At 49.0% G+C, this 21052-nt stretch carries 16 protein-coding genes; 9 read left to right on the top strand and 7 right to left on the bottom strand.

Features of this window, described 5'->3' with window-relative positions; all coding sequences use genetic code 11:
* Nucleotides 1-76: 76 nt before the first annotated feature.
* From QUA33_RS20470 to QUA33_RS20455, 4 genes are all read right to left on the bottom strand, one after another.
* Complete coding sequence (locus QUA33_RS20470) at nucleotides 77-1030, bottom strand: PhoH family protein (RefSeq protein WP_333095965.1); 954 nt, start codon at nucleotides 1028-1030, stop codon at nucleotides 77-79.
* A 374-nt stretch (nucleotides 1031-1404) separates the two neighbouring features.
* Nucleotides 1405-1941 carry a KH domain-containing protein gene (locus QUA33_RS20465; protein WP_333069122.1) on the bottom strand — a complete coding sequence of 179 codons (537 nt, stop codon included), beginning with the start codon at nucleotides 1939-1941 and terminating at the stop codon, nucleotides 1405-1407.
* Nucleotides 1880-2164, bottom strand: a complete 285-nt coding sequence (gene rpsP, locus QUA33_RS20460) for a 30S ribosomal protein S16 (protein ID WP_006633724.1) — start codon at nucleotides 2162-2164, stop codon at nucleotides 1880-1882. Before rpsP ends, QUA33_RS20465 begins: the two co-directional genes overlap by 62 nt.
* Before the next feature lie 81 nt (nucleotides 2165-2245).
* Nucleotides 2246-3580 (bottom strand): D-alanyl-D-alanine carboxypeptidase, encoded by a 1335-nt coding sequence (locus QUA33_RS20455; RefSeq protein ID WP_333150695.1) that lies wholly within the window; start codon nucleotides 3578-3580, stop codon nucleotides 2246-2248.
* 351 nt (nucleotides 3581-3931) lie between these two features.
* Between QUA33_RS20455 and plsX the strand changes: the two genes are divergently transcribed.
* The 5 genes from plsX (at nucleotide 3932) to QUA33_RS20430 (ending at nucleotide 9346) form a co-directional block, all read left to right on the top strand.
* Entirely contained in the window at nucleotides 3932-4981 is a 1050-nt protein-coding gene (gene plsX / locus QUA33_RS20450; protein ID WP_333150724.1) for a phosphate acyltransferase PlsX, read from the top strand.
* Between the two features lie 163 nt (nucleotides 4982-5144).
* Entirely contained in the window at nucleotides 5145-6146 is a 1002-nt protein-coding gene (locus tag QUA33_RS20445) for a beta-ketoacyl-ACP synthase III (RefSeq protein WP_333150693.1), read from the top strand.
* Nucleotides 6147-6558: 412 nt separating this feature from the next.
* Nucleotides 6559-7440, top strand: a complete 882-nt coding sequence (fabD, locus tag QUA33_RS20440; protein ID WP_333150692.1) for an ACP S-malonyltransferase — start codon at nucleotides 6559-6561, stop codon at nucleotides 7438-7440.
* 243 nt (nucleotides 7441-7683) lie between these two features.
* Nucleotides 7684-8397: a PspA/IM30 family protein gene (locus QUA33_RS20435; RefSeq protein ID WP_333150690.1), complete on the top strand. Its 714-nt coding sequence runs from the start codon at nucleotides 7684-7686 to the stop codon at nucleotides 8395-8397.
* A 10-nt stretch (nucleotides 8398-8407) separates the two neighbouring features.
* A complete protein-coding gene (locus QUA33_RS20430) occupies nucleotides 8408-9346 on the top strand; it encodes a phosphate ABC transporter substrate-binding protein (RefSeq protein ID WP_333150688.1) in 939 nt (312 codons plus the stop codon).
* A 391-nt stretch (nucleotides 9347-9737) separates the two neighbouring features.
* Here QUA33_RS20430 and QUA33_RS20425 read toward each other — a convergent pair whose 3' ends face one another.
* The 3 genes from QUA33_RS20425 to infC all read right to left on the bottom strand — a co-directional run bounded on the left by QUA33_RS20425 (nucleotide 9738) and on the right by infC (nucleotide 14026).
* Nucleotides 9738-10214: a Crp/Fnr family transcriptional regulator gene (locus QUA33_RS20425; RefSeq protein WP_006635260.1), complete on the bottom strand. Its 477-nt coding sequence runs from the start codon at nucleotides 10212-10214 to the stop codon at nucleotides 9738-9740.
* 122 nt (nucleotides 10215-10336) lie between these two features.
* Nucleotides 10337-13381, bottom strand: coding sequence for a HEAT repeat domain-containing protein (locus QUA33_RS20420; protein ID WP_333150686.1), 3045 nt, complete (start codon nucleotides 13379-13381; stop codon nucleotides 10337-10339).
* 108 nt (nucleotides 13382-13489) lie between these two features.
* Nucleotides 13490-14026 carry a translation initiation factor IF-3 gene (infC, locus tag QUA33_RS20415; protein WP_006635262.1) on the bottom strand — a complete coding sequence of 179 codons (537 nt, stop codon included), beginning with the start codon at nucleotides 14024-14026 and terminating at the stop codon, nucleotides 13490-13492.
* A 417-nt stretch (nucleotides 14027-14443) separates the two neighbouring features.
* Here infC and QUA33_RS20410 point away from each other — a divergent pair, with 417 nt between their 5' ends.
* From QUA33_RS20410 to QUA33_RS20395, 4 genes are all read left to right on the top strand, one after another.
* Nucleotides 14444-15466, top strand: a complete 1023-nt coding sequence (locus tag QUA33_RS20410; RefSeq protein WP_333150684.1) for an alpha/beta fold hydrolase — start codon at nucleotides 14444-14446, stop codon at nucleotides 15464-15466.
* A gap of 1423 nt (nucleotides 15467-16889) precedes the next feature.
* Entirely contained in the window at nucleotides 16890-18683 is a 1794-nt protein-coding gene (locus QUA33_RS20405; protein WP_333150681.1) for an N-acetylmuramoyl-L-alanine amidase, read from the top strand.
* Between the two features lie 145 nt (nucleotides 18684-18828).
* Nucleotides 18829-19689 (top strand): glutamate racemase, encoded by an 861-nt coding sequence (murI, locus tag QUA33_RS20400; RefSeq protein ID WP_333095953.1) that lies wholly within the window; start codon nucleotides 18829-18831, stop codon nucleotides 19687-19689.
* Nucleotides 19690-19869: 180 nt separating this feature from the next.
* Nucleotides 19870-20424 (top strand): NYN domain-containing protein, encoded by a 555-nt coding sequence (locus tag QUA33_RS20395; protein ID WP_333150679.1) that lies wholly within the window; start codon nucleotides 19870-19872, stop codon nucleotides 20422-20424.
* Nucleotides 20425-21052 lie beyond the last annotated feature (628 nt).

The raw sequence follows: 21052 nt of genomic DNA, 5'->3' as shown, positions 1-21052 counted from the left end.
TTCTCCCTTCTCTCTAAGATAACTAAAGCTTTCCTTCTCTCTAAGATAACTAAAGCTTTCCTTCTTCCTTATTCATTCATGTTTCGTGCAGTTCGTAAGCAGCGACGATCCGCTGCACTAGAGGATGCCGCACCACATCCGCCTGAGAGAATTCGCAGAAAGCAATGCCCTCAACGTTGCGTAGAATGTTTTGGGCGACTGACAATCCCGACTGTTGGTTTGGCGGCAAATCTGTTTGAGTGATATCGCCCGTTACTACCATTCTCGATCGAAAGCCCAGACGAGTCAACACCATTTTCATCTGAGCCGGCGTCGTATTTTGAGCTTCGTCCAAAATTACGAAAGCATTGCTGAGAGTGCGCCCCCGCATATAAGCTAAAGGAGCTACTTCAATCAAGCCTCTTTCCATTAAATCGGCCATTTTTTCAGGGTCGATCATTTCTTGTAGGGCGTCGTAAAGCGGGCGCAAATATGGATCGACTTTTTGCTGCAAATCTCCCGGCAAAAACCCTAATTTTTCGCCAGCTTCCACCGCTGGCCTGGTTAAAATCAGCCGTTCGTACTGCTTGCTTAACAGCGCTTGCACGGCGAAAATAGCTGCTAGAAATGTTTTGCCAGTACCAGCGGGGCCAATGCAAAATGTCAGGTCGTGCGTGCGTACTGCTTGAACATATTGCCGCTGCTTGAAGGTTTTGGCTCTAATTTCTTCGCCGCGGCGGGTTCTGGCGAGAACGTCTCGCTGTAAGTCTTGTAAATCGCCTTGGCGGTTGGTATCCAAAGCTTGGCGCGCCGTCTGGATTTCAACTCCGGTAATATTTTTGCCGGATTTCCAATAGTCTGAGAGCGATCGCACTAATTTATGACACAATTCTACTTGGCTTTTTGTGCCGGAAATCAGCAGTTCTTGCCCTCGCATTACCAGGTTAGCACCAGTTTGCTTAGAGATCATTTTCAGGTTTTCTTCTTGATTACCCGCCAGCGACATTGCGCTTTGAATGCTCGGTAACTCTATTGTTAGTTTTTCATTCATGCCAACATAAGCTCCTCCAAATAAGCAATTAAAAGTTAACAACTAAACATTAAACCCGTCACTATTTGCGAACAAAAAGACGCCCGTTACTAGGTTTTACCTAGTATCTAAGGCGTCTTTTAGATTTAGCTCCCAAATGAGTTTGGTGCTTGAGGCACAAATCAAATCTCCCTTCTATTAAGTCAGGCAATTTTAGATTTTAGATTGGAAATTTTAGATTTTAGATTAACCTGATGCCGCTGACATTTGAAATTTAAAATTTTACATTTGTTTCCGATCGCAAAACCGGCAATTTCCAACTAAACGGCGCTTGTAATACAAAGTCTACAACAGGCAATCTAAAATCTAAAATTCTTTCTTGGCTCTGCAGTTAGTTAATAACCAGGAGTATTTCTGCTCGTTCTAAACGTAGGTGTGTTAGTACGGCGAGGTTGTTCTCTCGGAGTTCTGCTAGCTAAGGGACTCGGCGACGGAGGTGGCGTCCGGGGTCGGAAGTCGCCTCGCGGCTCCCGCGAGCCACGATCTGGGCGATCACGATCCGGGCGATCGCGATCCGGACGATCGCGATCGCCCCTGGGCGGGCCCGATCCGCGATCGCCCGCTTCACCATCGTATATATCTAAGTAGAGGGACTGACCCGCCGTCTGCGCCACCGCTTCGAGCGTAGTTCTAATTGCCTGAATATTGCGTCCGCCCCTACCGTAAACCCGGCCTTTGTCTGGATCTTCAAAAGCAAGCCTAACCCAGACCCGCGATTGGCGCGGGTGCAGTTCGCAATCAACCCGCAAAGAGCCTGGGGTCTCTAAAAAAGGCCCAATTAAAAACTTAACCAGTCCAGCATAGTTGGGACTAGCTGACTGTTGCTGTGCTGGATTCAACGTTGGCTCCGGCTCCGACTTGTTCAAATACATGGGCTTTTCTCAGGATGTCACGCACGGTGTCAGTTGGCTGAGCGCCTTCTTGGAGGCGCTTGACAATCGCTGGAACATCCAGCCTGGTTTCATTATTTCTGGGGTTGTAATAGCCGAGCTCTTCTAAGGGACGGCCGTCGCGGCGAGTAGAACTGTTCATCGCTACAATCCGGTAGCTTGTCTCGCGTTTTTTCCCGTATCTCTTCAATCGCAGTTTGATCATCTTCTTGCACAATAGTCTTGTTCCAATTCTAAGCTATTTTGTCAATGCTCCTTCCCCGAACCCCAACTCAACCCGTATTTCTTAACCTCCGACCAAAATATCGCTACGATTTGCTGCCCCCAAGGCAGGTCTGGCGCCGTCAATGTGCGGTGTAATTGCTAGTGGCAAAATCGATGCTGTTCCCCATTGCTGCACCAATTTTTGCAAAAATATATCTTGCTGCGCCCTCAAAGCATCCCAATCAGTACCGCGATTAATAATTGCAAACCAAACTAAACCCCGATCGCGCGTGGGTATGGCTCCAGCCAAAGCAATCACCGTGTCCAAAGTACCAGTTTTCACCACAGCCGATCGCGGAATGTGTCGGTTTTCCAAAGTTCCTCGATCGCGCCCGGACACCGGAAACAAGTCAGCAATCGTCAGCCCTGTAGTCTGAAGGTTGCGGGCGATCGCCTGCATCATCCCACAAGCCGCCCTCGGAGACATCTGATTTTCCACTCCCAATCCCGAACCGTTAACTAATTGAAGTTCCTCCTCCGGCACTCCCGCAGCCCAAGTCGCTTGCTGCTGGACTATTTTTGCCCCGCCCAAATTGTCGGCCAGCATCTGAGCCATTTCATTATCGCTGTGGACGTTCATCTGCTTCAGAATTTCGGCTAAAGGAAGCGATCGGCGTTTCAGCAGCAAATGCCCCGAACTCACAAATTTCTCAGCAATGACGCTGCCGGCAACTGTTACTTGCGGTTTTCTAGTTCCTGGAGCCATCTTAGAATACATTGCCACCACGTCCGGAGGCCAATTGCTGCCCTCAAGAGCTTGCCGCAGTATCTCCCCCGCGGCCAAAGGATCGGACTCGTAATTCATGCGGAAATTGCCTGTCACCACCAAATTTCCCGCCACGCGCTCGATACCCATTTGATTGAGAGCATTGCCAACGGCGATCGCCTCCTCCCACACGAACAGCGGATCGCCCCCGCCGCTGACCACCAAATCTCCCTGCAACACCCCATTCCTAATCGGCCCCGTTCCCCGGAACCGCGTTTCAAACTGATAATCAGGGCCCCAAGTTTCCAGCGATGCCAGAGAAGTCGCAATCTTAGTCAGCGAAGCCCCAGGCATCAGCACTGTCCCCTGCTTACTTACCAGTGGAACAATACCCGCTTGCACCCAAATTCCCTGATTGCCCTCAATCAGGTTCTTGTCCTTCAAATCTTTTAAGTATTCCCGCACCGCCGCTTCTGTTGGCAAGTCGGGATTTGCCACATCTATTCCCCCAAAAGCCAAATCTTCGGCCACCACTAACGCGGGTATCCCTCCCCGCCAAGCCAGCACTGACGCAGCATTAGGCCCGACACTGCGTACCCCAGCCATGTCCAGCCACAGAGACACGATCCCCGAGCTAAATAAATCCAGCATTTTTTACTCCTAAAGTCAATCGATTTGAGATTTGAGATTTGAGATTGAAGAAAGCGCTTCCACTGATAAATCCGCAGGCTTGTGATGAGGATGGGCAGCTTTTCTCTCCCTCCACCGATGAATCCGGGGGTACCTGACTAAAGTGCTTGCGGTCATGTAAACTATTCCATTGATTTTTTCAATTTGCAGTCAAAAATAGTAAAGTAGTGACAAAACAAGTTCTATCAGAGTAGTCGGAAATGAGAATTGTCCGATCGCCGTTGCGAGCGGATTTTAGTTCTTTATTCAGACTTCTGGATTCACGCTCCTGACTTCCTGGTAGAATTTTTAGTGTTTCTCAAACATTGGTCAATGGGATCGACACGCGCAAGAATTGCAATAGACGCTATGGGTGGGGATCATGCCCCCGCCGAAGTTGTAGCTGGAGCGCTTAAGGCACAAGAAGAATTAGGCGTAGAGATTTTGCTGGTGGGCGACCCGCAGCAAATAGAAGACTCGCTCCGGCAACAAGACGCGATCGGCCGCGTCTCTACAGGTCAGCTAGAAATCGTTCCTTCTGAAGGAGCGGTGGAAATGCACGAAGAACCTCTGAGTGCCCTCAAACGCAAGCCCAACGCTTCGATTAACGTAGCGATGAACTTGGTAAAGCAGCAGCAAGCTGATGCTGTGGTGTCCGCCGGTCACTCCGGCGCGGCAATGGCTGCTGCCCTGCTGAGGTTGGGGAGGCTCCCCGGAATCGATCGCCCTGCGATCGGTGCGGTTTTGCCGACAATGGTACCGGGCAGCTCTGTACTCATTCTCGATGTCGGCGCTAATGTGGACTGCCGCCCCAAATTTTTGGAGCAGTTCGCTCTTATGGGAACTATTTACAGCCAGTGCGTGCTGGGTGTCGCCGAACCTAAAATCGGCCTGCTCAACATTGGCGAAGAACCTTCTAAAGGCAACGACGCCGCCGTGCGAACTCACCAGTTATTGGTGGACAACCCGAACATTCCTTTTGTGGGCAATGCCGAAGGCCGCGACGTGCTGTCGGGGAAATTCGACGTGATTGTCTGCGACGGGTTTGTCGGCAACGTGTTGTTGAAGTTTGCCGAAGCCGTGGGCGAAGTCGTAGTGCAGGTGCTTAAGGAAGAGTTGGTCCAAGGGCTCCAACATCAAATTAACGACCCTATGCTGCAAAAAAGCTTGCAAGGATTCAAGCAGCGGGTAGACCACGTTGAACACGGCGGCGGTTTACTATTGGGCGTTGCTGGAGTTTGCATTATCAGCCACGGTTCGTCTCAGGCTGCCTCGATTTTTAATGCCATTCGTTTGGCGAAGGAGGCTATTGACAACCAAGTGCTGGAGCGAATTCGATCCTCCAATCACCAAAGCGCTATGGAACAAGAAGCTGTGAATTAGAGGCAGTAAGTAGGAATTAAAAATTAAAAATGTAAAATTAAAAATGTCAGCTTAAACCAACTGTTTTGCTTAAAAAAAGTAATTTCAGCAGTTTAAAAAATAATTTTAATTGGTAGTTTTTAATTTTTAATTTCTCGATCGAACAGCGAGTAAATGGAGAGGAATGTTGCAGCAATCAGGGTTCGGCATTGCCGTCACGGGTAGCGGTTCTTGTACACCGCAGGTTTCACTGGATAATAACGGTTTGAGTCAGATAGTAGAAACTTCTGACGAGTGGATTGGGGCGCGGACGGGCATTCGAGCGCGCAGGCTGGCGGACGATCGCACTTCTTTGTGCGATTTAGCTTCGGAGGCATCGCTTCAGGCGATCGCAATGGCAAAAATTTCGCCGACAGATATCGATTTAATTATTTTGGCGACTTCCAGTCCTGACGATTTGTTTGGCACTGCCAGTAAAATTCAATATCAGTTGGGCGCGACAAAAGCTGTGGCGTTTGATTTGACAGCAGCTTGTTCGGGCTTTGTTTTTGGTTTAGTTACAGCCTCGCAGTTCATTCGGACAGGGGTTTATCAAAATGTTTTGCTCATCGGAGCCGATATTTTATCTCGCTGGGTGAATTGGTCGGATCGGGGTACTTGCATTCTATTTGGAGACGGTGCAGGTGCGGTGGTATTGCAGGCCTCAGAAGTCGATCGCTTTTTGGGCTTTGAAATTCGTAGCGACGGAACGCAAAATTCCTCTCTCAATTTGGCTTACAAAGCCGAGTCAAAAGGATTAATTGAGGGCGTGAATATCGCCCAAGGTGGATTTCATCCCATCACCATGAACGGTCAAGAAATCTATCGTTTTGCCGTAAAAAAAGTGCCGGAAGTCATAGAAAAAGCTATGTTTCGGGCAAATATCAGCGTTGCTGAAATTGACTGGCTGCTATTGCACCAAGCCAATCAGCGGATTCTGGATGCAGTTGCCCAAAGGCTAAAGATTCCCCCCGAAAAAGTAATTAGCAATTTGGCGAATTACGGCAATACCTCAGCGGCTTCAATTCCCCTTGCCTTAGACGAAGCCGTGCGTCTGGGTAAAGTTAAAGCGGGCGATACTATTGCTGCTGCTGGTTTCGGTGCAGGTTTGACTTGGGGGGCGGCAATTTTTAAATGGGGAAGATAATATTTGGCGACCGTATGTAAACTTGCTCCGGTTATTGTCGGGAGTTCGATCGAGTAAAATACAAATCCTTTAACACGCCATACATAGGGCAAGGTTCGCAGCGGTGCACCACCCGGACAACAGTTATTGACAAGGGCGTGCTGAAATGGAAAATCCTCTATTCTTCGATCGACTTTCCCCGGCTTGAAGGTTAAAAATTTTGTTACGGCTATTAATTAAATTAAAGTAGCAAAAAAAATATAAACCTGGTAAAAAAGGCAATTATATGTTATAACTGTGAGTCGCGTGAGTCGCGAGTAGATAGTTCGTTAACCGAAAGATAGCGGATACCAGCGAGCGAAGTTAGAAGCGGGAAAGAAAGAATTTTTGCAATCACCAATTAGCAACCACCAATTAGCAGATTACCGGAAAAATGACTAAAACAGCATGGGTATTTCCCGGACAAGGTTCCCAGGCGATCGGGATGGGTGCAGACTTATTAAACTTGCCAACAGCCAAAGCCAAATTTGAGCTCGCTAAAGAAATTTTAGGCTGGTCTGTCCCGGAAGTTTGCCAAAAAGAAGAAGCAAAACTATCTCGGACTCTCTACACTCAGCCTTGCTTGTTCGTAGTAGAAAGTATTTTGGCCGACTTAGTGCGAGAAAAAAGCGATCGACCAGCGGTAGTTGCCGGTCACAGTTTAGGAGAATATGTTGCCCTATACGCAGCAGGCGTCTTTGACTTTGAAACCGGATTGCGTTTAGTCAAACGCCGCGCCGAACTCATGGAAACTGCCTCTGGCGGGCAAATGGTGGCTTTGATCGGGTTCGACAGGCAGGAACTAGAATTGCAAATTCAATACAGCCGAGACGTAGTGCTGGCAAACGACAACAGCGAAGCACAAGTCGTGATTTCTGGAACGCCTGCAGCAGTAGAAGATTTGCTTGCCAAAATCAAAGTCAAACGCGCCGTTAAATTGAATGTTTCCGGTGCGTTTCACTCTCCCCTGATGGCATCAGTGGCGGCAGAGTTTCAGCTAGCCTTAAAGTCTGCCAGGTTTTCCGATGCTAAAATGCTGGTGCTCTCAAACGCAGAACCGTCAGCCACTACCAGCGCAGCCACTTTAAAGCAGCGGTTGGCTCAGCAGATGACTAAAGGCGTGCGGTGGCGAGAAATTTCCCTGCAATTGCCACAACAAGGAATCGATCGCGTAGTGGAAATTGGCCCGGGCAAAGTTCTCACAGGTTTGATCAAACGGACTTGTCCCGATTTAGCGCTGGTAAATGTTAGCAGTTTTGCAGATTTGCCCGCTTAATCTATTTTTAACCTGTTATTAGACGGCAGGTTATAAACTTTAGAGTTAATTAGCCCGAAGATTGCCCAAAAACGAATTGCACAACAGGCAAATCCGAATATTGCCTGTTGTGCAAATTGGGGATAGACGATCCAGACAGTTAGAAACTATTTATTAAAATTGTAGAGATAGATCGACCTGACGGGGCGATCGACAATTCCTGATGTAAACTAGGCGTAAAAACCAAGCTTATCTGGTAATTATATGAAAAAAGTCCTTTATTGGTTGATGGGTGACAAGGCAGGCAGAACCATCGTAGGTGCGTGGAACTGGATGTGGGGACTGCCCGTAGAATCCGGCGGCCAGGTGTCGGTGGCGGTAGCCGAAGAGTCACTGCGATCGATGCAAGAATCAGTGCAAAAGCTAGCAGCAGCAGTCTCCACCCAAGTTGCAGCCTACCAGCGCGCCAAAACTAAATATGAAGAAAAAGTTAGGGAAATGCAAACCGTAGAGCGCCAAGCCATCACAGCCCAGCGCAACGGCAACGAAGAAGCAGCCCGCTTGGCAATGGCGAAGGTAATTCAGACAGAACAAATTCTGCCGCAATTAGAATCCCAAGTAAAACAAGCCGAACAATACGTCAACGCTTCCAAAGACAAGCTAAATCGAGAACGGATGAAGCTGGAAGCTTACAAAACCGATATGCAAAATATGAAAGATATGGCTGAGATTAACGAAGCCCTCGGAGCCATATCCAAAGTCAACAACGACCTCAGTATCGATTCAGCTCGATCGCAGTTTGAGCAAGCCAAAAACGCCGTCCACGGCCACCACCTCAAACAGCAAGCTTTAGCAGAAATATCTGAGAACCCCCAAGAAAGACTTCAGGCAGAATTAGAAAATATGACCTTAGACGATGAAGTTAATCGCAGGCTGCAAATGTTAGACGACTCCAACAACAAAGAACTTCCCAACTAAGGAGAATTTTATGGCTAAGAGCGGGCCTCCCCCCATAGTTTTTATTCTGTTATTTCTGTTGCTCGCCGGTGGCGGTTGGTTCTTTTTTCTCAACAAACCAGCCTCCCAGGATGCTAATAATACCCCGACTCCCACACCCGCAGGCAATGCTGTCGCACCTCCAGTCGCGCCAGTAGTCGGCGGCGCTTCGCCTGTTGCAGCTAGTTCCTTTGCGCTTCCAGCTTCCGTGCCTGCGGGTACGGCGGTGAGAATTGACGGTTCCACCAGCATGGTGACAATCAATCAGAACCTCAAGAACGGCTTTCAAGGCAAGTTTTCCGGCACGATAGTCGATACCAAAGCAAACGGTTCTGCAAAGGGAATTCAAGATTTGGTCGCAGGAACAGCCGATATTGCAGCGATATCGCGACCTTTGACGGCTCAAGAACAAGGTCAGGGTTTGGCAGCGGTGCCTGTTGCGCTAGATACGATCGCCCTTGTAGTCGGCATTAACAACCCCTTCAAAGGAGGTTTAACCTCGGCTCAAGTTCAAGATATTTTCAAGGGAAATACTCAAGACTGGTCGAAAGTCGGCGGCCCGGCGGGCCCGATTAAAGTAATTAACAGACCGGCAGTTAGTGGCACTCACCAAACGTTTAAAGAACAAGTGCTTGGAGCTGGCGAGTTTGGCACGACGCCAAATATTACCACGCTCGATCGAGATGCGACAACTCCCCTGCTGCAAGCTTTAGGCAACAACGGCATTGGCTATGCGACTTTCGCTCAAGTAGTCAATCAGAGAACGGTGCGCGTTGTTCCCGTCAACGGTGCGACGACGGATGCGGGTAACTATCCTTACAAGCGGCAGTTGTACTACGCCTACAAAAATCCTCCTAGCCAAGCAGTTAAGGATTTCTTGGGCTATGCCACTTCTTCGGAAGGACACAAAGCCATGCTGGCAGCAAATTGAGCCTTTGCACACAAAAGTCCGACATTCACTGAAATAGTCCACCCGACTCTAGTCTGGTGCTACACAAGCTTCCCCCCGCGCAGGCGGACTTCTTCTTTAACCGGAACTTATATCAATTCCGCCGGCGCCGGAATGATGTCATATCCGCGCTTGATCGTCATGGTAAAGTCGAATGAAGTTGCCAACAAATATCAACGCAACTTTCAGTTTTTTGACTCACAGTCAACAGTTACAGCACTTTCCTGGTAAGTGCTGTAAGATGCGATTACCCTAGCCTTGTGTAATCTACCAAAGAAATTGTGCGTATTCGTAATCGCTATTCGCACCTTAAAAAAGATAAATTGTGCAGAATTACCGATCGACTAAAAACACAATTCCCAATTCCCCAATGTCATCGCATTTCCGCAACTCTCACAGTCTCTGTAGGTGGCATAATTGCCTCTTTAGCATTCAACTTTTGATTCAACTCCCGAATCCGGCGCGACAGCAAGCGAATAATATTCACAGCAATTCCCGGCGTTTCATCAATCGCATCGTATAGCTGCATTTGAGTCAGCATCAAACACTCGGATTGTTCGAGAGTAGAAATAGAAGCCGATCGAGGTTCTGCATCAAACAGCGACATTTCTCCGAAACAAGCCCCCGCTTTCAACTGTGCCAAATCCCGATCGCCTATATGGACCCGCACCGTTCCCGATACCAAAATATAGAGAGACCGCCCTTCTTGTCCTTCCGTAAAAATCCTGTGCTTGGAAGGAAATGAAAGTTCATCCATTACCGATGCTAGACGCACGAGAAAATCATCCCGCAGTTCCTTAAAAATCGGAACCTCCCTCACAAACAATAGGCGTTCGACGCTTGTTAACATAATGAGATGCAATGATTAATTTAAACTTAAAAAGGGGAAGGAGAAGGGGAATAAAAACGGTTGACAATTGACGGTTAACTGTTGACTGACAATAACAACTGCCAACTGACAACTGACTAACCTTACCTTTTTCCCCCAGCACCCAACTCTGCCATCATCTCTTCAACTTGAGCGGATACCAAATTATCGGGGTCATTTTGCAGCCTGGGCAACAATTCGACCAAAGCCCGCGGCGAGGCTATTTTCAAATAGGCTAACACTGCTTCGCGGACAAAACCCGTCGGGTGTTGCAGACAGACAAGAGTTTGTTGAGCGGTAAGACTCCAGCGCGCTTCCCTCGCCAAGTGAAAGCAGCAGGCCAAGGCCCAATCCGAAAGGAAGTGGCGCAATTCTAGCAAGCGGCGCAAACGATCGCTAGGGGCTAGAGGTTTGTAAACCATCAATTCCGAGAGGTTGCTCAATTTTTCTCTTTCCGAGTGTTGATCTAACAAATTGATGAGCGAGCGCTTCCTAGCTATATCCACAGTATTATCGAGAATTTCCAATCCCCTAGCAACCAAAGAAGGTTGGCCAGAAGCGATGTTGAAAGCAGCGGCTTGTACCGTGTCCAGCGGATAAAGAAACTTCATCAGCAAAAAACACCGCTCCCTAGCATCAGCTTCCAACCCCGCCAGAGCACGCTGCAACAATTGAGCCGTATCGTTCCCCGGTTCCCGGGCGCTGTTGGCTTCCCGATCTGAGAAATTGCCGTAGCTTGTTACCCCAGACAAATCTACCAGAGCTGCATAAATTTGACCGATAAACATTAACTCCTGTTCGATAAGAGTTTCCAACCCGCTACGGCCGATGCGGTCTAGAACCCCTTCTATCCCCGCTTCCGAAGGCATTTTTAACAGGATGCGGAGGATATTGCGCCTCGTCGTTCCCCAAGCCGTCATCAAATTGCTCACCAAAATGTCGATCGCCTCATTTGTCCCAATTTGACCCAGAGCCGTCCAAGCTTGCAACCTGACCAAATCCGACTTGTGGATGTCCTCAGCCAAATACACCAGCAAAGGAATCGCGTCGTTGTGAAGTTTGACTATAGCCTGCAAAGCTGCTTCCCGAGTCGATTTGTAACCAAGTCCGCGCAGCAGCGAAGGATAATATTCTTCCGAATGAGTAGACGAAATCACGTCTAACAGAGCGCAGCGCACTCGCAGAGATTCATCTTGCAAAAGATTGGGGATGTGCAGCCGCAGTCCTTGCAAATAATCAGCTTCTCCCAGAGCCCGCGTCCCCATAACACGTTCCCGCTCTTGTTTGTGTGTCAGCATTTGCCGCAGCGTATTAGTAGCCTCTGCCTTTTGCTGGCGATCGCCCCTTCTCATAATTAAAGCAGCCGCCGTACCCCGCACCACCGGATCGACCGTCGGCTGCAAGTAAGGCCGCAAGCTCTCAATATTCGGTTCAGCTTCCGTCAGCCAGATGTAACGCAAAGCCAAGGCCAGCACCTCCGGCGGCAAGGATTGCTGCGAGAGTGCGCGGACAGATTCTAAATATGCGGGGTTCGGGTGTTGCAGCATCGTTTCCAAGCTCTGGCGCTGCAAATTAGGGGAGAGCGAATCCAGGAGGGGAGCCAGAACTTCTCCGACATTTTTGGGGTCAATTTGCGTCAGGAGTTCTATGCAAGAGCGCTTTTCATCTTCGCCCCCCGGCTTTTGTAGAGTTTCCACCACTGCGCGCTTGAGAGCTTTGAGGTCAACGTCTGTGACGCCCAAGCGCCCCCGCTCCGCACTTTTGACCAACAAACCCACGTATTGAGAGCGGATCAGCCATACGACAAACACCCACAACAGTGCCAATATTACGATCGCGCCAATAAATATCAAGCTTTGCTGGTCGTGAAATATATTTTCGTCTTGCTGGGGGAGTATCTTGCCTGTCACCCACAGCATAATCAGGATGCCTACTCCTGTAGCTCCGCAGGATAAAGGTTCGCCCACACCGTTGACCAAAGTTTGAATTCCCGATCGAATATTGTCGGGAATCGGTTGAAATAAAACCGGGCTAACGGTTTCCAAAAGCGTGTAGTGAAGCAGTTCGTCTAAAAATCTCAGCAATATTAGCCCGATAAACACAGATACTAGCTGGCCCAGAGATGCTCCTATGGTCAGCACCCCGAGTATAGCGATGCCCGCCGGCAAAATCATCGCCGTCACGAATACACCGATTCTTTCCACCAACCTGCTCGAAGCGAACCACTGAGTCGCCACTTGAAACAGGCCTTGTATGCCTTCATAAATGCCCAGGAAGCTAGCGATCCAGCTAGCTCCGTCTTCCGGGTTTTGGTATTCTAACTGGCTGTAGAATTGGAAATCTACCAGCACGTAGACGACTTCTGCGAGGATGAAGAAACTGACTAGAGGTACGGCGTATTTTTGTAGCGGGCCTGTAACTTTGCGGGCGGTAAATTCTTCTTGGTCGTCGTCTTCGTCGTCATCCGTCCAGTGAGCCGTTTCCGGGAATGCTTGGCTGTATTTTTCCGTGAGGTAGTAGAGCAACACCGAGCCTGTCGCCACCATCAACCCCGATATGAGGGTAACGTTTTTGAGTCCGACTACGTACAGCAAAACAGGCAAAGAAAACCCGCTGACTACTCCAGCCACTAGATAGCCGCTGCTGACTAGCGGATATGTGCGCTTGATTTCTCTAATGTTAAACAGTTGGTTGGAAGTGATGGAAGTGTTGAGGTCGTTGAGGACATAGCAAGCTTCCACCCACAGCCACATTAAAAAAATAGTAATAAAAGCGATGCTGATGCCAGCTATCTTAGTATTTTCGTAGCCGATGCCGAATCGAAACAAAAATAGCGGTACCGACATCATACCCAGAACCACTACGACGGTGCGCCTCAGCGGCAGGATTTTTTGCAGCCACGAGTAGACAAATCCCAAGCCAGAACCGATAAAGGCGCTGGCTATGTAGATAAAGGGCATTTTGTCGGCACCGTACTCGTCTAAAAACAGACCTACTGTGCTGAGTTCCAGCCAGATCAGCCCGACGGAGGTTAGAGTGTAGACGAGGAACATCAGTACGGTTCGCTCTACTTCTTCCGATCGCAGGTTGAGCGATCGCAGCACTCCTTGTCTTACTCCCGCCGAACCGCTGATTTGAAAATTTTCCATGCAGCGTTGATTTCCCTGTGTGGTAGCTTAATTCCTGACTAAATTCGCAAGTCATCAGCTATCAGTCACCAGCTTATGACTGATGACTGCTTACTAATGACTATCTATTTATACTTTCTTGGGCGACAGCAGCATCATCATACTGCGTCCTTCTTTTTTGGGGGCTTGCTGCACTTCTGCGATTTCCTGCAAATCTGTGGCCATGCGCTTAAGCAAGTCCTCTGCTAGGTTGCTGTGTTGGATTTCCCGACCTCTAAACATGATCGTGGCTTTTACTTTGTCCCCAGATTTGATAAAGCGGTCTGCTAGTTTGAGGCGCACTTGGTAGTCGTGTTCTTCAATTTTGTAGCGCATCTTCACTTCTTTAACATCGGCAGTGTGCTGCTTCCGCTTTGCTTCTCGCGCTTTCTTTTCCTGCTCGAATTTGTACTTCCCGTAGTCCATTACCCGGCATACGGGCGGGTCAGCTTTGTCGCTGACAAGTACGAGATCGAGTTCTTTTTCTTCTGCCAGGCGCAGCGCTTCTGCAGGCGTCAATATCCCTAGTTGCGCGCCGTCGGTATCGATTACCCGGATTTTGGGGTATCGAATATTTTCGTTGATCTGGGGTAGGTTGCGATTTTGTCTTCTTTCAATCACAGGCATGAATGGTTTTACAAGCAGTAGTTTAATAGCGAAGCTTCTTGATAGTTACAGGTTTGATCTGTCAATATTTCACGATTGACGATCGAACTGTTTTATAAGGTGTTACCCTTACCGGACGTACTACCGCGCCCTGTGTCCCCTCCGCTAAAGCCTTGGGGAATATTTGGACGATCGTAAATGAATTCTTACAATACTTGCTATTCTACTCAGTCTGGCTGGGTTTCTGCCTAGTTTTATTTTAACTTCACACACGATCGCCCGCCCTCTTGCCCGATTGATGACAAAACCGTCAAAAATTCAGGGTAAAAGCTTAAGGATGAGGTACAGCCGCTTTTCCTAGCCCATCTCGCCCGGTCTGGCAAGTCCCCCAAGTCGCCTGATTTGCCTTGTAGAATAGGTATAAGCAAGTGTAAATTTATGTTGCGAGCTGAGGCAAAATTGACAAATTCTCTGCTGTGGCACCAACGGGTGGGAACTCAACGAGACTGGATGTGGCGGGGTTGGCAAACTCGCTACACTTATTTGCGGCCGACTTTGGGGCGAAATCAAGGCGCGCTGGAATTTCAAGATTCTGCGGCAGAACCAATGGTCCCGCGCGCATCGGGAACGCCGATTATTTTACTGCACGGGTTTGGAGCTTCGATCGGGCACTGGCGACAAAATCTCGCCCAACTCGCCGAAAACCAAACCGTTTACGCCTTGGATTTGTTAGGGTTTGGCGCTTCCCAAAAAGCTCCGGTCAACTACTCTGTGTCTTTGTGGGTCGATCAAGTTTATGATTTCTGGCTGACTTTTATCAGAGAGCCGGTAGTCTTGGCAGGAAACTCGATCGGATCGCTGATTTGTCTGGCCGTAGCTGCAGCTCACCCGGACATGGTAGCCGGCATCGTGATGATTAGCCTCCCAGACCCCTCTGTGAGAGCCGAAGCGGTGCCCGGATGGCTGCTTCCGGCGATCGAAGCTGTCGAAAGTTTGTTTGCTTCTCCGATCGTACTCAGGCCTTTGTTTTATTTGGCCCGCAAGCCTTCCTTTGTCCGTCGCTGGGTTGGCTTTGCCTACTCCAACCCCGAAGCTGTTACCGACGAATTAGTTGAAATTCTAGCAGGGCCTGCGGGCGATCGGGGAGCCGCCCGCGCCTTCTGCGCCTTATTTAAAGCTGTAGGCAGTTCAAAATTTTGCCCCAGTGTCAAGATTGTGATGCGAAATTTAACAATCCCCATGCTGTTAATTTGGGGCAAACAAGACCGGATGATTCCCCCTCGGTTCGCCCGACCCCATCAATTTGTCGAATGCAATCCCAATTATGTAGAGCTAGTGGAATTAGATAATGCTGGCCACTGTCCCCAGGATGAATGCCCGGAACAAGTAAATCAAGCAATTTTGAACTGGATGAGCCGGAATTTTACACCTATGGGCGAGATCCCATTGCAGCACTGTTGATTAGACATGAGGTCGTGGATTACTAAGGTAAAAAAATAACTTTTAGGTATCGATCCCCCTCAAAAATAACTTTGCTAGAACTCAATCCCCCTGGTGGTATGGTATAGCAGATGTTGAAGGCGATCGCGACGAGCGGAGCGGGTAAAAAGAAGTCCGAGGCAACGCGCAATCAACCACTTAGGTTTCAAAAATTAAGAACGTCCTTACCGTCACGGCGGTTGCTATATTACAAAACTTCCCTATCTTGATAATCAGTCGATTTGAGGTTCAAGATAGACTCCCCAGCGGCTATCTAGAGGCTTGAACTAACCTAAACCACTTGTTTGCTGTGAAGGACTCCTGCTGGAAAGTAAGTCTCCGTCTTTCTGTGATGTCATGTATCTACTGTTATTGATGGCGCCTTTTTTGAGAAGCTCAGACATTGACACAATCACCAAGATAGTGTATCTTCTCTAACTGGTAGTACACATCCAAGTTATGCAGTTAGTCGAAAGGCAACTCATTAAACCAAATCACAGGTTTTACCCAGAAGCCGATCGATTGTCCTGGCTGTCCAACAAACTTTACAACTGCGATAACTATATCTACGGTCAAAACTTTTTCTCAGGTCAACTAACTAATGCTCTGGCTGTCGATCGTGCACTCAAAAAGAGTCTAAAGGACAAAGCATTGCCCGCCCAAGTAACACACAAAACTCTCGCGTTACTGCTGAAAATATGGACTAGCTATCATACTGTCAAATTGGCTGGCGCGATAGCGATCGCCCCACTAAGTTTCAAGCAGTACCGAAAATCCCTGATTAAAAAATTCAGAAAAAAAGAGAGCAGGGGGGATATGTAGTTGTATTTAGTCAATGTGTTAGCAAAAAAAGCTTTCCCAAAAGAATATGCCAGTTGGTCTGGGAGTAACATTTGGCAACCTTGAAAAGTTACCTAAATCTTGAAAATCCGGATTGTTCGCGAGTTAAGTTGTTAAGTTATTGAGGTAGTTTAGGAAAAGTTAGAAGAAAATGCAAGTGTAAAGCGGATTATAACCCTTGCCATAACGAGCTTCGCCAACATTAAAGAGCTATGAAACCCCTCCCTGGAAGAACGCTAAGATTCTACCTTCTAACTTGTACCTTCTAACTTGTACCTTCTAGCTTCAAGAAACACCCTGTTTCTTGCTCCTAAAAATAAATACCTTCCCTTGTGCAAACAATATTTCAGTCTGCTTATAACCGATCGCCCCCAAGTATACGGGAAAGTTAAAAAAATGCAGGGTTCTGGCATTTGGGAGCCTGTTAACGCATAAAAAAGTCAATTTAGCCAACAACTGACGGCCCCCGTGCCACCGGTCTGCTGGCGGCTAACTGCTGAAAGCCGATCGGGCAAGCAGCGCCCTTCCAGCTTTTGGCAGTAACGCAAACGAGGAAAAAACTGTCGTGAAATTCCACTGGCTACTACCGAGTTTCTTAAGTGTATTTTTGCTCGCCGGAGCCGCCGAAGCAGCTAGACTGCAATCTTGGCGGTTTGATGCTTCAGAGAACCGGCTTTACATTACAACAGACGGGGGAGTACAACCCAAGGCTCAACTGATTTTCAACCCGATGCGGTTGGTAATCGACTTGCCGGGGACGAGTCTGGGTCGTCCCTCGGTCAGCAAACCCATCTCAGGGGCGATCGAATCGGTACGGGTAGGGCAGTTTGACAACGATACGACCAGAATTGTGGTCGAGATCAAAGACGGGTTTACTATAGACCCTCAGCAAGTAAAATTCCGGGGGATTTCTCCGAGCGAGTGGACAGTGGATTTGCCAACGCCGGTGCGGGGAGAAACTCAAAATCCGATTTCAGAGCCCGGGGGAGAAAGATTATCGGTTGAACCTTCAGCATCCCAAGCCCAGTCGGCCGAGGCGACTGTAGTTCAGAACGTTCAGGCGACGGCGGACGGTTTTTTAGTCCGCACAGTGGGCGGTCGCCCCCAAATTAATTTTCAACAAAGTCGGGCTGGGGACATCGCCACCCTCGATATTGAAGGAGCTAGTGTAGCTCCGGGCCTAAGCAGCCAACAGCCTCAAACCAACGGTCAGCACGGGGTTGACAAGATTGAAGTCCGGCAACTACCAACAGACCCGCCCGTTACCCGCGTGACTTTGCGGATGAAGAATTCTAATACTCAGTGGCGGGCATCTGTGAGCAATTTGGGCGGGGTTGTGCTATTGCCTGGAAGTGTAGTAAGACAGCCCTCGGTTTCCCGCCGCGTGACTGTAGATCCTCCGGCTAGACAAGCTCAAGGAAATTTAGCGAGAGTTCAGTCAATTGATTTAGCCAGTAACGGCACGCAACTGGTGGTGAGAACTGACCGCCAAGTCTCCTATACCAGCGGCTGGGACCAGGGGTCGAGAGCTTACTGGATCAGGATCGCCTCTGCTGTCCTAACGGGGGAAATTCCTCAGCTCGATGCCAACAGTCCTGTATCTTTTACAGCCAGCCAAGAAGATGCGGAGACTGTGGTGATTTGGGTGCAGCCGCGATCGGGGGTAGAGGTAGGCAGGGTGACGAGACCGAACCCGCAGTTGCTGTCTTTGCAGTTGCGATCGAATGCTAGCGCGCAGCAACCTTTGACTCGCACTCCCAATTTGTCGCCTTTGCCGAGAAGGACTTTGGGAAGCGAGGATTTGCCCCAAGCTTCTAACCGCCGGGCCGTAGTAGCGATCGATCCTGGTCACGGTGGCCGCGATCCGGGGGCAGTCGGGATTCAGGGCATTCAGGAGAAGGAGATTGTTTTGGATATCTCTTTTCAGGTGGCGAGGCTGCTGGAACAGCAGGGCGTGCAGGCGGTGATGACTCGGACTGACGACAGCGAAATCGACCTGGAACCGAGAGTCTCTTTGGCGGAACGGGTGAATGCTACTTTGTTTGTCAGCATTCACGCTAATTCGATTAATATGAGTCGGCCGGATATCAGCGGGATTGAGACTTATTATTTCAATAACGGCGAAGATTTGGCCCGGGTGATTCACGGCAGTATTTTGCAGGGCACGGGGGCGACTGACCGCCGAGTGCGGCAGGCGAGATTTTATGTTTTGAGAAAGACTTCTATGCCTTCTGTTTTGGTGGAGGTGGGTTTTGTCACGGGTGCTGAGGATGCTGCTAGGCTTTCTGACCCAGCTTACCGCAGTCAAATGGCCGCTTCGATCGCTCGCGGCATTTTGCTTTATCTTCAACAAAGATAATATATTGCCGGAGGGATTGGTAATTGGTAATTGGTTACTTGTTATTTGTTATTGGTAGCAACTGACAACTGACCACTGCCAACTGACCAGTGCCCAGTGCCCAGTGACAAGTGACAACTGCCAACTGACAACTGACAACTAACAAATGACAACAGACTCTGGACAACAAAGAATCGGTATTTTTGACAGCGGCGTGGGCGGTTTGACTGTTTTGACACAGTTGTACCGACAATTGCCTAACGAATCGATACTTTATTTTGGAGATACGGCGAGGCTGCCCTACGGCACTCGCACGCCGTCAGAAATTGTGGAGTTTGTCCGCGAAATTATGGCCTGGTTGGTGGAACAGGATGTGAAAATGGTCATTATGGCCTGCAACACCAGTTCTGCTTTGGCGATGGAGATGGTGCAGGCTGAATTTGATATCCCGGTGCTGGGAGTAATTCTGCCGGGGGCGCAGGCTGCGGTGCAGCAAGGCAAGCGAATCGGGGTCATCGCAACTCCTGCTACGGCTGCTAGCAATGCTTATCGAAATGCGATTTTGGAGATGGACGATTCTTGCCTGGTGTGGCAGGTTAGCTGTCCGGCTTTTGTGCCGCTGGTGGAGCAAAACCGGATTCACGACCCTTATACTTGTGAGGTGGCTCGGGAATATTTGGCTCCTTTGATTCAGCAGCGCATCGATACGCTGATTTACGGCTGCACTCATTATCCTCTGTTGGCTCCTGTGCTTCGCTCGCTTTTGCCTGCTGGGGTGACATCGATCGATCCTGCAGTACGGGTGGTGGCTGCTGCTGCCAGAGAATTGGAGCTTTTGGGGCTGCGGAATCCTGGTACTGCGCTACCTACTCGTTTTTGCGTGAGCGGCCCGCCGCAGCAGTTTGCGGAGTTGTCGGTGCAGTGGCTCGGTTGTACTCCTGCTGTTGAGAAAATATCCCTGCCGACAGTTGTACGTAGCGAAGCGGGGCGTAAGCCATCGCCCGTATCGCTGGAATCTGCCGAATAAGCTGGAAAATTTATAGGTTAATCTAACCCCCCAAAACTCAGGTAAAGCTGGCTGTGGGGGGTTTAATTATTGCGATGTAACCTAGCAATTACACATCAATAGGTAATATTATTGAACAAAAGCTTTGATGAACAATGCAAATAATGTCCTATACGTGCTGGATCTCTTCAGCCTTGAACCATGTCACCCTATGTATCACAAGCAGTTTTACTTGTAGACGGCTATAACATAATTGGACTTTGGCCTCGACTCCGAGAGAAGCGCGATCGCGACGAACTCGAAACAGCTCGCCGCGAGTTGATTGAGGTTTTAGTTAACTACAGCGCCGTTCAAGATTTTGAAGCTCGACTGGTGTTTGACGCGCACTATCGAGATACTCCAGGCGTTAAAGAAATTATTACTAAAAATTTATCGGTGCACTACACTGACTTCGGTCAGACAGCAGATACTTATATTGAAAAATCTTGTGCTAGTTTGCGCTACGAGTTGCGATCGGTCAAAGGCAAAGGCCGCATGATTGTCGCCACCTCAGACCGAGCGCAGCAATTGACCGTAGTCGGCTATGGTGCCGAATGGATGTCGGCCGAACAACTAGCGGCTGAGGTAGAATCCACCGCCCGCCGCAGCGAGCGCCAGCACAAATCCCGCAAACACAACTCCAGTCGCTTTCTCGCCAATTCCCTCGATCCAGAATCACAGCAGCGCCTCGCCAAATTGAGAATGGGGCTGCATTAGCGCTGAAACCCTCTTGCTGTATGACAAAAAAAAAGTTTGTCAAAGGCCTTGCCAAATCGAGTAAGTTCAGCTATTGTTAGTAATTGTGGGTAACAAAAACCCCCAATCCTCGGTAGCTCAGTGGCAGAGCGGTCGGCTGTAATGAATGCAAGCCTTTGGCATCAACCAAAAGCCCTAATGACATAGCAGCTCTATCCGGTAACGGGTACTGAAAAATCGGGTGAATTCAAGGAAACCGCAGCACTTCGGGTGGCGGCAATCTTGAGCCAAGTCTGGCGAAAGGCAGCGGTTGCGATCGCAAGTAGCCGGAAAGGTGCAGAGACTAGAGATGAGGAGCCTAACCAATAAATCTCACAGCGCCCGACATCCGACGACAGATCAAAAGCATGATTTGTAGGGATGATGAAATAGTCCGCGCCCTTCGGAAACGTTGGGATAAGTGTAACCGATTGGTCGTAGGTTCAAATCCTACCCGGGGAGTTAGTAAAAGTCTGAAGTTGGAATTTTCCAGCTTCAGACTTTTTGTTTTTTAAGATTTGAGATGGTTTGGTGCTGAGGGGGTGACAAAGAGGTTTAGGAGATAGACCGAATAAGGTTTGCAGCCCGCATACCTTGTTGATAAAAGCGA

The organism is Microcoleus sp. Pol14D4, assembly GCF_036701245.1.
GTDB lineage: Bacteria > Cyanobacteriota > Cyanobacteriia > Cyanobacteriales > Microcoleaceae > Microcoleus.
Note: the sequence above shows the minus strand (reverse complement) of the source record. Positions and strands in the feature narration are given on the sequence as shown.

Coding starts and splice junctions, on each gene's coding strand:
- QUA33_RS20420 (WP_333150686.1), bottom strand. CDS start 13,381: ATGGAAAATTTTCAAATCAGCGGTTCGGCGGGAGTAAGACAAGGAGTG.
- murI (WP_333095953.1), top strand. CDS start 18,829: ATGACAACAGACTCTGGACAACAAAGAATCGGTATTTTTGACAGCGGC.
- QUA33_RS20435 (WP_333150690.1), top strand. CDS start 7,684: ATGAAAAAAGTCCTTTATTGGTTGATGGGTGACAAGGCAGGCAGAACC.
- fabD (WP_333150692.1), top strand. CDS start 6,559: ATGACTAAAACAGCATGGGTATTTCCCGGACAAGGTTCCCAGGCGATC.
- infC (WP_006635262.1), bottom strand. CDS start 14,026: ATGCCTGTGATTGAAAGAAGACAAAATCGCAACCTACCCCAGATCAAC.
- plsX (WP_333150724.1), top strand. CDS start 3,932: ATGGGATCGACACGCGCAAGAATTGCAATAGACGCTATGGGTGGGGAT.
- QUA33_RS20410 (WP_333150684.1), top strand. CDS start 14,444: ATGTTGCGAGCTGAGGCAAAATTGACAAATTCTCTGCTGTGGCACCAA.
- QUA33_RS20470 (WP_333095965.1), bottom strand. CDS start 1,030: ATGAATGAAAAACTAACAATAGAGTTACCGAGCATTCAAAGCGCAATG.
- QUA33_RS20425 (WP_006635260.1), bottom strand. CDS start 10,214: ATGTTAACAAGCGTCGAACGCCTATTGTTTGTGAGGGAGGTTCCGATT.
- rpsP (WP_006633724.1), bottom strand. CDS start 2,164: ATGATCAAACTGCGATTGAAGAGATACGGGAAAAAACGCGAGACAAGC.
- QUA33_RS20430 (WP_333150688.1), top strand. CDS start 8,408: ATGGCTAAGAGCGGGCCTCCCCCCATAGTTTTTATTCTGTTATTTCTG.
- QUA33_RS20465 (WP_333069122.1), bottom strand. CDS start 1,941: ATGTATTTGAACAAGTCGGAGCCGGAGCCAACGTTGAATCCAGCACAG.
- QUA33_RS20445 (WP_333150693.1), top strand. CDS start 5,145: ATGTTGCAGCAATCAGGGTTCGGCATTGCCGTCACGGGTAGCGGTTCT.
- QUA33_RS20455 (WP_333150695.1), bottom strand. CDS start 3,580: ATGCTGGATTTATTTAGCTCGGGGATCGTGTCTCTGTGGCTGGACATG.
- QUA33_RS20395 (WP_333150679.1), top strand. CDS start 19,870: ATGTCACCCTATGTATCACAAGCAGTTTTACTTGTAGACGGCTATAAC.